The sequence below is a fragment of the Rhodococcus sp. NPDC003382 genome, assembly GCF_053589135.1.
Genome location: NZ_JBSFRH010000018.1, coordinates 34,803 through 47,001, shown reverse-complemented (window position 1 = coordinate 47,001; position 12,199 = coordinate 34,803). Strand labels below are relative to the sequence as shown.

The 12,199-nt window shown below is 68.4% G+C and carries 11 protein-coding genes; 2 read left to right on the top strand and 9 right to left on the bottom strand.

Annotation, left to right across the window (positions count from 1 at the left end; translation table 11 throughout):
• The 8 genes from ACWDUD_RS14320 to ACWDUD_RS14285 form a co-directional block, all read right to left on the bottom strand.
• On the bottom strand, positions 1-444 hold the full coding sequence (locus ACWDUD_RS14320) for a RidA family protein (protein WP_248674271.1): 444 nt from the start codon (positions 442-444) through the stop codon (positions 1-3).
• Complete coding sequence (locus ACWDUD_RS14315) at positions 434-2,023, bottom strand: gamma-glutamyltransferase family protein (protein ID WP_450109717.1); 1,590 nt, start codon at positions 2,021-2,023, stop codon at positions 434-436. The genes ACWDUD_RS14320 and ACWDUD_RS14315 overlap by 11 nt, the downstream gene beginning before the upstream one ends.
• Positions 2,020-2,376 carry a Rieske (2Fe-2S) protein gene (locus ACWDUD_RS14310; protein WP_197254451.1) on the bottom strand — a complete coding sequence of 119 codons (357 nt, stop codon included), beginning with the start codon at positions 2,374-2,376 and terminating at the stop codon, positions 2,020-2,022. The genes ACWDUD_RS14315 and ACWDUD_RS14310 overlap by 4 nt, the downstream gene beginning before the upstream one ends.
• Before the next feature lie 41 nt (positions 2,377-2,417).
• Positions 2,418-3,863 (bottom strand): aldehyde dehydrogenase family protein, encoded by a 1,446-nt coding sequence (locus ACWDUD_RS14305; protein ID WP_450109716.1) that lies wholly within the window; start codon positions 3,861-3,863, stop codon positions 2,418-2,420.
• Positions 3,860-5,086: an NAD(P)/FAD-dependent oxidoreductase gene (locus tag ACWDUD_RS14300; protein ID WP_197254447.1), complete on the bottom strand. Its 1,227-nt coding sequence runs from the start codon at positions 5,084-5,086 to the stop codon at positions 3,860-3,862. The genes ACWDUD_RS14305 and ACWDUD_RS14300 overlap by 4 nt, the downstream gene beginning before the upstream one ends.
• Positions 5,083-5,451 carry a Rieske (2Fe-2S) protein gene (locus tag ACWDUD_RS14295; protein WP_197254445.1) on the bottom strand — a complete coding sequence of 123 codons (369 nt, stop codon included), beginning with the start codon at positions 5,449-5,451 and terminating at the stop codon, positions 5,083-5,085. Before ACWDUD_RS14295 ends, ACWDUD_RS14300 begins: the two co-directional genes overlap by 4 nt.
• 90 nt (positions 5,452-5,541) lie before the next feature.
• Positions 5,542-6,261 (bottom strand): TenA family transcriptional regulator, encoded by a 720-nt coding sequence (locus tag ACWDUD_RS14290; protein WP_197254437.1) that lies wholly within the window; start codon positions 6,259-6,261, stop codon positions 5,542-5,544.
• 182 nt (positions 6,262-6,443) lie between these two features.
• Positions 6,444-6,893, bottom strand: a complete 450-nt coding sequence (locus ACWDUD_RS14285; RefSeq protein ID WP_197254435.1) for a GlcG/HbpS family heme-binding protein — start codon at positions 6,891-6,893, stop codon at positions 6,444-6,446.
• A gap of 279 nt (positions 6,894-7,172) precedes the next feature.
• Here ACWDUD_RS14285 and ACWDUD_RS14280 point away from each other — a divergent pair, with 279 nt between their 5' ends.
• Positions 7,173-8,825 (top strand): PucR family transcriptional regulator, encoded by a 1,653-nt coding sequence (locus tag ACWDUD_RS14280; RefSeq protein ID WP_197254433.1) that lies wholly within the window; start codon positions 7,173-7,175, stop codon positions 8,823-8,825.
• Here the strand turns inward: ACWDUD_RS14280 and ACWDUD_RS14275 are convergent.
• Positions 8,812-10,212 carry an MFS transporter gene (locus tag ACWDUD_RS14275; RefSeq protein ID WP_197254431.1) on the bottom strand — a complete coding sequence of 467 codons (1,401 nt, stop codon included), beginning with the start codon at positions 10,210-10,212 and terminating at the stop codon, positions 8,812-8,814. The genes ACWDUD_RS14280 and ACWDUD_RS14275 overlap by 14 nt on opposite strands.
• 357 nt (positions 10,213-10,569) lie before the next feature.
• On the opposite strand from ACWDUD_RS14275, the gene ACWDUD_RS14270 reads away from it, so the two are divergent.
• Entirely contained in the window at positions 10,570-12,174 is a 1,605-nt protein-coding gene (locus ACWDUD_RS14270) for a TRAP transporter large permease (RefSeq protein WP_197254429.1), read from the top strand.
• Positions 12,175-12,199: the final 25 nt, after the last annotated feature.

The window sequence follows — 12,199 nt, the reverse complement described above, 5'->3', positions numbered from 1 at the left end:
TCAGGGCACGATCACGGCGGTGAGCGCGATCTCGACGGGTGCACCTCCGGGCAGCGAGTACACCCCGATGGCGCTGCGGGCGGGCAGGTTCTCGGCTCCGAGTTCCTGCTCGACGACCTCCGACGCGCCGTCCGCGACCGTGGACAGCGCGGTGAAGCCCGGCGCTGCCGCGACATACACCACCATCTCGACGGGACGAAAGCGTGTGCCGGTAGGCAGCGCCGAGCGCACGGCGGCGAGCGCGTTGCGGACGGCGAGAGCCGCGGCAGCCTGCGCGTCCTCCGGGGACACCTCCGCACCGACGCGACCGGTGATCACCAGGGCACCGTCGCGGCGCGGTGTCATTCCGGCGGTGCGAACGGTATCGCCCGCGACCACCGCGGCGACATAGCGCCCCTGGGGTGCCGGAGCCGAAACGGACAGAACAGCATCGTTATTCGACACCGAGAGCCACTCCTTCCTGCCGAGGATCGCTACCGCCGAGCATCACTCCGCGCTCGTCGAGCGAGACGATCTGTGCGCTGCCTTCGGCGCCGAACGCGTCGAGCACCGATACCCGATGTCCCTTGTCGGACAGCGCTCGGCGCACGGACTCCGGAACAGTTGCTTCGATGCGCAACTCCGTCGGTGCCCCGAGGGTGTTCGCGTCGGAGCCGGGGTAGACCGTGAAGCGCGGCGCCGACACGGCCTCCTGCGGATCGAGTCCGTGGTCGAGTAGGTGCGAGAGCAGTTGCATGTTCCACTGCACCTGGCCGTCGCCGCCCGGGGTGTTACCGACGTGCCGCAGTTCGCCGGCCGCGTCGGTGACGATCCACGCGTTGAGCGTGTGCAGGGGCTTGCGTCGCGGCGCGACCTCGTTGGGGTGCCCGTCGATCAGGTACGCGCCGCGTCCGAGCCGGTTGTTGAGCACGATGCCGGTGCCGGGCACGGTGAACTTCGCGCCGAACGTGAAGGCGAGGGAATGGATGAACGAGACGGCGCGACCGTCCGCATCGACGGCGACCAGCGACGTCGTATCCCCACCCGCCACAGCGAAAGCGCCTACAGGTTCGCGTGATTCGAGACGCGCCCGGCCAGCGGCGATGTTGCCGGGGTCGAGAGCGCGTGCCGCCCCGTCGTTGTCGGACGAGCACCAGCGCAATCGGTCCTCGAACGCGATCGCGGCGGCCCGGGCCATGCGATCGATCGCCTCGGAGCCGAGCAGGTCTTCGGATCCCAATGCCCCGTCGCACAACGCGGCCTGTTGCAGCACCATCCATCCCGGAGTCGGCAATGGGGTCTGGTGGACGGTTGCCCCCGCATAGGTTCCGGTCAGTGCGTTCTCCACGGGAACCGTTGCACACTGCTGCCATTCGTCGCCCGTGAACGGGGCACCGGCCGCCCGCACCGCGTCGACGCATCGTTCGGCGAGGCTGCCGGTATAGAAGGAAGCGGGATCGTGGGCAAGTGCACGAATCGTGCGCGCGAGGTCGGCTTGGGGAAGCCGGTCGCCGACGCGCGGAACAGCACCGTGCTTCGTGTACACGTCCGCGAGTCCGGCGTCGCTGCGGATCGCGTCGAACGCGGTCTGCACGTCGGTGCGGGTCTTCGCCGAGCACGGGAGGCCGCGTTCGGCGATACGCGCGGCGGGTTCCCACAGCTCCGGCAGCGCTCTGCTCGCCCCCTGCGCGTGCAGTGCGGCCAGAGCGGCCGGTGCACCCGGCACCGCCACGGCCAGCGCCCCGTCGAGGGGAATCGCATCGAAGCCCCGGTCCCGGTAGAAACCGGTTGTGCCGCCGTCCGGTCCGTAGCCGCTGCCGTTGACCGTCCAAACGGTGCCGTCGGGTTCGCGCACCACTGCGAACGCATCACCGCCGAGTCCGCACTGCCCGGGCAGCGTCAGCCACGTGACCGCGGCCATCGCGAGCGCCGCGTCGACCGCGTTGCCGCCGTCGGCGAGTACGCGCGCTCCTTCCTGGCTCGCGAGGGGATGGCTCGACGCGACCATCCCTCCGGTTGCGAGCGTCGGCGGCCGGCGGTTCATGCCGACCTCTTCCGGCGCCGGCGCGGACCCTCCGGGGGTTCGTTCGGGTCGATACCGACGAAGATCTCGCCGTCACGCTCCTCGCACGGGTAGGTCTTGATCGGCTCGGTTGCCGGCGGGCAGATCGGCTCCCCGGTTTCGAGGTCGAAAGCGCTTCCGTGGCAGGAACATCCGATACCGTCCTGGACCAGCTTGCCGGACGAGAGCAGGCAGTCCAGGTGGGAGCAGTAGTTGGATGTCGCGTATGCCTTCCCGTCCAGCCGGGAGATGGCGAATTCGTATTCGCCGGCGTAGAACCGGCGGACGATACCTTCGGTCACCTGCCCGGAACGGGCCACTCGCTTGAACTCCATGGTCTTCCTCCAGGCATCTGTGGGTGTGAGCCGGACGTCGGTCAGGCTTCGGGGGAGAGGTACACGGTCTTTTCGGATTGGTAGAACTGCATGAGCGTGGGGCCGGCCTGTTCCTTGAAGGTCTGTGTGCTCGACTGCTTGTAGCCACCGAAGGGCGCGTTGCCGGCCATGCCGGTGGTGGGCTGGTTGACCTTCACCAGACCGGTCCGCGAACCGGCGACGAACCGGTGGGCGTCGGAGAGGCTGTTCGTGACGATCGAGGCGCTGAGACCGAACGCGGTGTCGTTCGCGAGGGCGAGTGCGTCGTCGAACGACGAGGCGCGCTGGAATGCGAGGACGGGCCCGAAGATCTCGTCGGTCAGCAGTCGCATGCCCGGGGTGGTGTCCGCGAACACCGTGGGCCGCACGAAGAAGCCGGTCTCGTCGCCGCACCGCGTCCCGCCGCACACGAGACGTGCGCCTTCATCGGTTCCGATCGCGACGTACGCGAGGAACTTGTCGAGCTGGCCCCGGCTCGCGAGCGGCCCCATCGAGACGCCGGGAGCGGACCCCGCCCCGACGGTGAGTGCCTCGGCGCGTGCGACGACCTTCTCCAGCAGTGCGTCGTGGATCTCGTCCACGGCCACCACCCGGCTGGTTCCGGTGCATGCCTGGCCGGACAACCCGAACGCACCCTTGACGATCAGCGCGGCGGCCGCGTCGAGATCGGCGTCCGCCAGCACGACCACGGGGTTCTTCCCGCCCATCTCGAGCTGCACCCGCCGGTCCGGGCCGATGCTGCGGTGGATGGCGCGGCCGACCTCGGTGGAACCGGTGAACGTCACGGCCGCGACTCGCTCGTCGCCGGCCACAGCCGTCCCGGCCCTGCCGTCGCCGTGGACGAGGGCGATAGCGCCCGGCGGCAGGCCTCCGGCGAGCAGCGCCTCGACGAGGCGCTGCCCCATGAGCGGGGTGATCTCGGACGGCTTGAACAGGACGGTGTTGCCCGCCGCGAGTGCCGGCCCGAGCTTGCGGGACGGAATGTTGAGCGGGAAGTTCCACGGCGTGATGGCACCGACGACCCCGATCGGCTCGCGCACGGTGTACACCGTGGTCGAACCCGGCGCGGGAAACGTCGTGCCCGTGGCACGGAGCGCCTCACCGGCATAGAACCGCAGGTTCAGCGGCGTCCGGCTCACCTCCATCGACGCCTCGGCGCGGGTCTTGCCCTCTTCGCGGATCAGTTCTTCGACCAGCGTGCCGGCCTGCGAGACGAGATGTTCGGCGGCGGCCTCGAGGATCGCGGCCCGCCGTTCGGGCGGCGTGGCAGCCCATTCGGGCGCGGCCTTGTCGAGTGCGTCGACGGCGTTGCGCACGTCGATGGCATCGGAATCGGGAAACGTGCCGATCAGGTCGGTGTCGTCGGCGGGGTTGCGGCGTTCGAAGACGGCGCCGGACGCCGCCGGTACCCAGCTGCCGTCGATGTGGTTCAGGCCCGTGATCGTCATGCGGATTCGACCTCCTCGTACATGTCCCACAGATCGACGTCCTCGTCGGCGAGCCGAACGGCGTCGACCCGGTGGCCGAGGAGTTCGCGTGCGGCCATGATGTCTTCGCCGCGGTCCATCGCGAATGCGGCGGAGAGAACGTCGCCGGTCAGGTAGAAGACGGAGAACTCGCCTGAGTCGATGTCGCCGCGGACGATGTATTCCGTTGCTCCGCTCGCTGTTCCGGCGAACTGGATGTTGGAGTCGTACTGGTCGGACCAGAACCAGTGCGGGTCGTCGGAGAGCGACTGGCGCCCGACGATCGTGTCCGCGACGACGGCGGCCTGCCGGTTCGCATTGTCGAAGTGCTCGACGCGGATGTGCCGGCCGGCCCGGGGTGAGAAGCGGCTCGCGACGTCGCCGGCCGCGTAGACGTGCTCGGCCGACGTACGTCCGACGGCGTCGACCACGATGCCCCCGTCGACGGCGAGCCCGCTCGCGGCGGCCACCTCCGTGTTGGGCACGATTCCGATGCCGACCACGACCGCGTCGGCCTCGATCGTGTCGCCGGTGGTCGTCGTGATCCGGACGCCCGCGTCGGATGTCGTCAGCGACGTGACGCCGGTTCCGGTGCGCAGGTCGACGCCGTTGCGACGGTGCAGATCGGCGCAGTAGGAGCCGACCCGGGCGCCGAGAACGGTGCCGAGGAGCTGGTCGGATTGTTCGAGCACCGTCACGCTCACGCCGAGCGAGCGTGCGGTCGCGGCGATCTCGAGCCCGATGAATCCGCCACCCACGACGGCGAGCGTCGAGCCGGGCGTGAGCCGGGCCGCGAGGGCGGTCGCGTCGTCGAGCGTGCGGAGGTAGTGGACCAGGTCGGGCCGGGAGCCGGTGGAGGCGAGCGTGCGGGGTCGGCCTCCGGTCGCGAGGATCACGGCATCGGCCGCGAGCGACCCGCCGTCGAATTCGACGGTGCGCGTGGCGGTGTCGACCCGCTGCACCGCGACCCCGGTGCGGATGTCGATGTCGTTGGCGTCGAGCCATTTCCGCGTCATCAGGGCGAGGGACTCCCCGCCCTCGCGGCCCGCGAGGAACTCCTTCGAGAGCGGCGGCCGCTGGTAGGGTTCGTGCGGCTCGTCGCCGAGCAGGACGATGCGGCCGTCGAATCCGCGGCGGCGGAGCGTGCGGGCGGCGACCGCGGCGACCTGGCCGGCACCGACTGTGACTACTGTGCGAACGGTCATGCCGTGCAGTCCTTTCCGGATTCCCCGGTAGTGCGTCGCGGGGTGGGATCGATGTGGACGATGTCGTCGACGACGGAGACGGGGTACGTCGGCTGGCAGAGGTCCTGGTCCTCCTCGTACCCGGTTTCGAGGTCGAACCGCCACTGGTGACCGGGGCAGATGACACGGCCGTGGAGCAGAGTGCCTTTCGCGAGCGAACGGTCCTGATGGACGCACAGGTCGGCGAAGGCGTAGAAGCGGTCGTTCGCGTGGAACAGTGCGATTGCAACGCCGTCGACTTCCACTCGGAGCTTGCGGCGGCGGGTCAGTTCCTTCACGGTGGCGACAGCAACCCAGGTCGGGGCGCTGGTGGCGTCGGTGGACATCGTTCTCCTTCGCTGGTCTGCTACGCGGGGAGCGGAAACCGCTGTGTATCGGAAACCGCTGTGCAGCAACCGCTCCCCGCGAGTCTTGAATCAGGCCGACGCCAGCTCCAGGTCGGGAGCGACGTAGGTGTCGTACAGGCCCTTGGTGTACGAGTAGCGCATCTCGGCGCCCCAGCGGACGAGTTGCAGGCACCGCTGCTGCAGCTGCGGCGTGTCGGCGCAGTCCAGCACGATCTGGTAGCCACGTTCCCCGTGCACGACGTCGGAGGTGATGTGCAGGTCGAAGAACTCGATCTCGTCCTCTGTGAAGCCGTAGACCTCGCGGAGCGGGACGATCTGCTTCTTGTAGATGCTCGGGACCTGGGACTCGAGTCCGACGACGAGCGCGGCCGTGGCGACCACGAAGTGCTCACGCTGCGACACCGCGTAGCACCAGGCCTGGAGTCCCCGGGTCACGGCGTTCATGTTGTTCGGGTCCTCGACGCGTTCCTTGGTGGTGCCACACGCTTCGGCGAACTTGATGAGGAGGTCGGTGTGCCGGATGTCGGCGAGTTCCTCCTCGTACATGTTCTGGAGCGTGAAGTCCTTCGCGTCGGTGTAGTGGTCGGGGGTATTGGAGTAGATGTTCGCGAGGTAGTCGGCGAAGGGGCCCACGTAGTGGTAGTGGTTCTCCGCCCACCGGGCGAAGTGGTGCTTCTCGAGCTTGCCTTCGGCCCATGCCTTGCTGAAGGAGGCGTCCTTCGCTTCACGTCCCTTGATGGCGTTTTCCAGTGCGGTGCGGAACTCGTCGCGTCCGAGCAGTTCGGTCATGAGATGTGCCTTTCCGGGTTGTCGTGCGGTCGATGCCGTTGTGGAGAGCTCCGCGACATTGCGGGTCCGAATGTGCTGGTGTGCAGCTTGTTTCGGTGAGTTCGAGCCTAGGTGGGTGGGATCGGCGCTGCCAGGGCCACAATGACCGGGAATCGCCGCGTAGTCGGGTCGAAGTGCACGTGTCAGTGCGCGGTCGCGGACACGAGAGCCTCGAACTCGGCGAGCATCGCGGCACCGACAGCCTTGTCCTGCTCGCCGTTTCCGCCGCTGATCCCCACCGCGCCGACGATCTGGCCGTCGTAGACGAGGGGGAAGCCGCCGACGAAGATCGCAAACTTGCCGGGGAGCATGTGGCTGATGCCGAATGCCTCGTTCCCGGGGAGTGCCGGCCCGTTGGGCGGTTCGTTGAACAGGTGTGTAGCGCGTTCGTGGCCGGCGGCGGTGAACGCCTTGGCGATCGAGATGTCGACCCCGGTCAGTCGTGCGCCCGGCAACCTGTGCAGGGCAATGACATTCCCGCTTTCGTCGCACACGCAGAGGGTCTGCTTGACGCCGATCTCCTCGGCCTTCGCTCGGCCGGCGGCGAGGAGGGGGAGTGCGTCGTCGAGAGTGATTCGGTAAATGCGATGCATCGGTCTCCACTTTCTGAGTCGGGGCCGGTTCGGTTCTTGCCGGGACGGCTGCCCGAGCGGGCGGATTGTTGCCCGGCCGGGAGGCTCGTGGTCGGGCGTGGCTCATTTCTAACAGCACCGCGCGGCCGTTGGGACGGTCAAAATGACCCCGATACGCGGGCAGTATGTGGATAACATGCACATGTGCGGAGCCTGTACGTCTCTGGTAGCTGATTTAGGGAGTGCACGACGTCACCGGCCCCGTGTGGCGTTACAGCCCCTCGACGGAAGTAGGTCTCCATGGAACCGAGCCCGCGTCTGACTGTCCGCGGACTGCTGGAGGAACCGCTCATGGCCGGCGCACGCGTCGCACCGGACGGTGCCGACCTCGACCGCGTCCTGAGCTGGATACTGCCGCTCGGTGAGGTCGTGGGTCGCTACGACGACCTCGCCGGAGTGGCGGTCTACGTCCGGCCCGAGGCACTGGCTGCAAACGCACACGCGATGCCGGCCGTCGCGGCGCGCGGTGCGGCGGCGCTCGTCGTCGACGGTGCTCTGCCCGCCGCGATCACCTCGTGGCCACCCGGCCTGCCCGTCGTCGAACTCGACCTCCCGGTGGGGTTCGCGGCACTCAACAGGCTGCTCGCCGAGCGGTCCCTGATGCAGGAAGTGCATGTCATGCGGTATTCCGCGCACGTGCACTCGACGCTCGCGGGGCTGCTCCACCGAGGGGCCGGGCTCACGCTCCTGATCAAGGAGGTGTCGTCGCTCGCGCAGCATCCGGCGGTGGCGCTGGACGCCCGCGGTCAGGCAGTGGCATATCACGGCATCGAGCGGACCGCGGTCCGGGAAATCTCGGAGCGGCTTCACGACTCGCTCACCGGTGCGTCGGCCGCCGGTCGGGGTCACCACGACACCCGGGTGATCGACGTGACCGCGGGGGACGTGCACTGGACCTGCACCGCGAGCACGATCCGGCTCGGCAAACGCTTCGAAGGGTGGGTGGTGGTCCTCGCTTCCGGTGAGACGCCGAATCCGCACGATCTCGCGCAACACGCGGTGGTCACCGAGCAGGCGACCGCGATCATCGGATCCGAGATGCTGCGCCAGCGCAGTGTCGACGAGGCCGAGGAACGTGCGCGCGGCGACTTCGTTCAGGCCCTGGTGCACGGGGATTTCTCCAGCCGGCACGACATGCAGGCCCGTGCCGAATACCACGACATCGATCTGACCTCGACGTTCGCGGTGTTCGTCGCTCCCGGATACGTGGAGAACCCGAACGTGCCGGCCGGTGAGGCGGCCGGTGGGCTGCTGCGTCTCGCCCGCTACGCGGCGAGCGTCCTGCCGCATCCTTCCATCCGCTCGTACGTCACCGTGATCGGTGATGTGCTGGTTGTGGTGCGGTCACTGCGATACCGCGATGCCCGTGACGTCGAGGCGGAGATCACCGAGTTCGCGGAGGCCGTGTCGGAGGACCTGTCGCGGCGGCGCGGCCGTCCCGTCCCCGTCGCGCACGGAGCACCGGCCGTGGGCGCCGACCAGATCCGCGAGAGCTACCGCCAGGCGCGTGTTGCTCTCGGTATCGGGCAGAGGATGGGGATGTCGGGGTCGGTGTCCTACTACGACCTACGTGGGTACGGGGTTCTCGAGCTCGTCGCGGAGACCGACCGGAGCAGACGGTTCGTCGGCGACGTGCTCGGCTCCCTCCGGCCCGGCAGCGACCTCTACGACACACTCGTCGCCTATCTCGGTTCCGGCGGCAACGTCAACGCGGCCGCGCGCGAACTCAACGTGCACCGCAACACGATGCTGTCGAAACTCGACCGGATCTCGCGGGCCATGGCGATGGACGTGCGGACCCCGGAGAATCAGTTCACCGCGTGGCTCGCGGTCCGGCTCGAATTGCTCGATCGTCTCCACACCTCGGTCGAACACGAAATCAACTATCGCTGAGCGCTTTCGCCACGCTCTCGACATCCTCGGGGTCGCGACCGAGGAACGAGGCGGCGAAGGCGACACATACCGTCACCGCACAGACCGCGAAGACGACGCTCACGGACCAGGGAGCGAGCGCGATCGTCACCCATGCCGCGCCGACCGCGGAGCCGCCGAAACGGATGAGGTTGAACACCCCGAGTCCGGTGCCCTGGGCGCCCGCGGGTGAGCGTGTCGATCCGGCCGCAGCCGGCGTCTGAACGGCGGCGATCCCGGCCCCGGTCACCGCGAGAACGCCTGCGACGAGCCGAGGATCGGGCTCTCCTGCGGAGAGAACGACCGCGAGAGCGCACTGGGCGACGATCAGGATCGCCAGCCCGGTGCGGAGCACGCGCCGGGCACCGATCCGGTCCGTCGTGCGCCCCACCAGGGGCGCGAAGACAGCCATGACCGCGGGCAGCGCGAACAGGATCGTGCCGGCGGTCGCGGTGGACGCACCCGTCTCCGTCAGCCGCAACGGAACCGCCAGCAGCGCGGTACCGAGACAGAACATCTGCGCGAAGGCTGCGACAGCACTTCGGGCGAAACGACTTTCGGCCAGCAGTCGCACGTCGACGAACGACGTTCGGGCGCGCAGGCAGTGTGCGACGAACCAGCCGAGCACTCCTGCGGACGCGGCGAGTACGACCGGTGGCATCGCAGCATCGACGCCGGACTGCCCGAACATGCTCAGTCCCAACACGATTCCGGCGGATCCGGCGGTAAGCGTTGCCGCACCGAGCGCGTCGAGGTTCATGCGGCGCCCGGGGAACGCGGGAATCCAGCGGATCGTCCCGGCGAACCCGAGCAGTGCGATCGGGACGAGCGGGACGAACACCCACCGCCAGCCCCAGTTCCCGGCCACGAATCCGCCGAGGGTCGGGCCGATCGCCTGCCCGATACCGTTGACGGTCGCCCACGCGCCTACGGCACGGGCGCGGCGTTGCGCGTCGAACAACCACGCGATCAGCCCCATGACGGCGGGGGCGAACGCCGCGGCCGCGACGCCGCCGAGTGCACGCCACACGACAAGGATCTCGAGGGACGGTGCGGTTGCGGCGCCGAGCGCACACACCGCGGTACCCAGCAGGGCCGCGCTGTAGACGCGACGGCGACCGAAGCGGTCGCCGATGTATCCGGCGAGTGGCATCGACGCGGCGAACGTGAGGAGGAATCCGACGGCGAGCAGCGCACCGTCCTCGAGGGACGCGTCGAAATCCGAAAGGATCAGGGGAAGGGGAACATTGATGATGTTGTTGCTGAGGGTGCCGATGAGCGTGCCGGCGAGGAGGGCGGACAACGCGAGTGGGGTGCCCGTGCCGGTTGCTTCCGACGGTGTGCCTGCCACCTCTGTGCGTGTGCTCATCGAACTCCCTGGAACCGTGGAACTGCGCGGCCCCGTTCGTGCCGCGATCCCACTGTCCCATCGTGGGGCGGGTGAGTGGCTCGGCAGCGCGCGGTCGGAGTGCACACGTGTGGACCCCTGATCAGGGCACCCTGCACAGGTATCGCCGGAAAGTGCGCTTTGTCCCTTGGCGAAACACGCTCGTAGCAATCTTTCACATTCGAGCGACTCGGCGACACGAAATCGCAAAAGTGGAACACAGTGCACAGGTAGCGTCCGGGCCGGTGTGCAGGGTTCTCGTTGACCCGGTGTGACCGAACGCGGAAAGTTCCACCAATCAAGCCCGATCCGTTCCGCCCTCCCGCCGAAGGACATGCTTTGGACGTACAACTCACTGCCGCCCACTGGGTCTATCTGGCCGGCATACTCGTCATCCTGGCCACCATGGCCCTGCGGAAGAACATCGTCGTTCCCGCAGTCGTCGCAACGTTCCTGACCGCATTGGTCTTCTCCGGCAGCATCGTCACGGGGCTGTCGTCCATCTTCAACGCGAGCCTCGTCGCGGCGAAGGAACTGTTCAACATCTTCCTCATCATCGCGATGGTCACGGCGATGCTCGGAGCGCTGCGCCAGCTCGGCGCCGACCGGATGATGGTCGCGCCGTTCCGTCGCGTGATGCGCGTGGGCGCGAGCAGCTTCCTCGTCCTCGCCGCCGTGACCTACGTGATCTCGCTGTTCTTCTGGCCCACCCCGGCCGTCCCCCTGGTCGGCGCGGTGCTCATTCCGGTGGCCATCCGCGCCGGACTGTCGCCGCTCTCGGCGGGTATGGTCATCGCGATCTGTGGCCAGGGCATGGCACTGTCGTCGGACTACATCATCAAGGTCGCGCCGGGCATCTCGGCGGTCGCGGCAGGGGCGGACACCGATTCAGTGGCCGACAAGTCTCTCGTCCTGTCGCTCATCGTGGGTGTCACCGCCCTGGTGATCACCTACCTGACGCAGAAGCGAACCTGGCGTGCGCCGTCGCCGGACCTGCTCGTCGAGTGGGAGGCGGAAGCCGACCGGGGAATCGGCGACCTCCCCCGGGAGGAGGACCGGCCCGGCGGTTCGGCGGGCGGCGGCTCTGCTCGCCCGGTGCACCCGGAGCCGGTGGGCGGACCGACCAGCGACGGTGGGCAGCCGGCCGCGGCGACCGCAGTGCTGGTGCGCGCCTCGGACCCGGTGGTCGACGCCGACCCGTCCGACGATGAGGTCGCCGCTGTGGAGAAGGAACGTCGTGGCACCGCCAAGGCGTTCGCGATGCTGGTGCCGCTGGTCTACCTGGCGTTCATCGTCTATCTGATGCTCGGCAAGTTCACCGAGGTCGTACCGCCGCTGAAGGGCGGCGACGCCGCCGCGATCGTCGGAGGTCTCGCGGCACTGATCCTGTTCGCAGCCGCCGCATCGACCGACCGGGGTGGCTTCCTCGAGACGACGTCGGAGCACCTCGTCGACGGTCTGGTGTTCGCGTTCAAGGCAATGGGATGCGTGCTGCCCATCGCCGGGTTCTTCTTCATCGGCAACCCGGACTTCGTGGGGCCGATCCTCGGTCTCCCGTCGGACGCGACGGGACCGTCGATCCTGTTCGACCTCGTCACCGCGATTCAGACGCATCTGCCGCAGAACGCATTCGTCACCGCGTTCGGAATCCTGCTCATCGGTGTCGTCGCGGGTCTCGACGGGTCGGGCTTCAGCGGCCTGCCCCTCACGGGAGCGCTCTCGGGTGCGCTCGGACCCGCCGTCGACATCGATCCGGCGACACTCGCCGCGATCGGTCAGATGGGCAACATCTGGTCGGGTGGCGGGGTGCTCGTCGCATGGTCGTCGCTCGTCGCGGTGGCCGGTTTCGCCCGGGTGCCGGTCCTCGATCTCGCCCGGAAGTGCTTCCTTCCGGTGATGGCCGGTCTCGTTCTCTCGACAGTCTTCGCGGTGCTCGTGTTCTGACGAACCCGGTGCTGTGCCCCCTGCC

Bases quoted from the DNA above. Each gene is read 5' to 3' on its own strand.
- ACWDUD_RS14280 (WP_197254433.1), top strand. From the start codon at position 7,173: ATGGAACCGAGCCCGCGTCTGACTGTCCGCGGACTGCTGGAGGAACCG.
- ACWDUD_RS14310 (WP_197254451.1), bottom strand. From the start codon at position 2,376: ATGGAGTTCAAGCGAGTGGCCCGTTCCGGGCAGGTGACCGAAGGTATC.
- ACWDUD_RS14315 (WP_450109717.1), bottom strand. From the start codon at position 2,023: ATGAACCGCCGGCCGCCGACGCTCGCAACCGGAGGGATGGTCGCGTCG.
- ACWDUD_RS14300 (WP_197254447.1), bottom strand. From the start codon at position 5,086: ATGACCGTTCGCACAGTAGTCACAGTCGGTGCCGGCCAGGTCGCCGCG.
- ACWDUD_RS14305 (WP_450109716.1), bottom strand. From the start codon at position 3,863: ATGACGATCACGGGCCTGAACCACATCGACGGCAGCTGGGTACCGGCG.
- ACWDUD_RS14295 (WP_197254445.1), bottom strand. From the start codon at position 5,451: ATGTCCACCGACGCCACCAGCGCCCCGACCTGGGTTGCTGTCGCCACC.
- ACWDUD_RS14285 (WP_197254435.1), bottom strand. From the start codon at position 6,893: ATGCATCGCATTTACCGAATCACTCTCGACGACGCACTCCCCCTCCTC.
- ACWDUD_RS14290 (WP_197254437.1), bottom strand. From the start codon at position 6,261: ATGACCGAACTGCTCGGACGCGACGAGTTCCGCACCGCACTGGAAAAC.
- ACWDUD_RS14275 (WP_197254431.1), bottom strand. From the start codon at position 10,212: ATGAGCACACGCACAGAGGTGGCAGGCACACCGTCGGAAGCAACCGGC.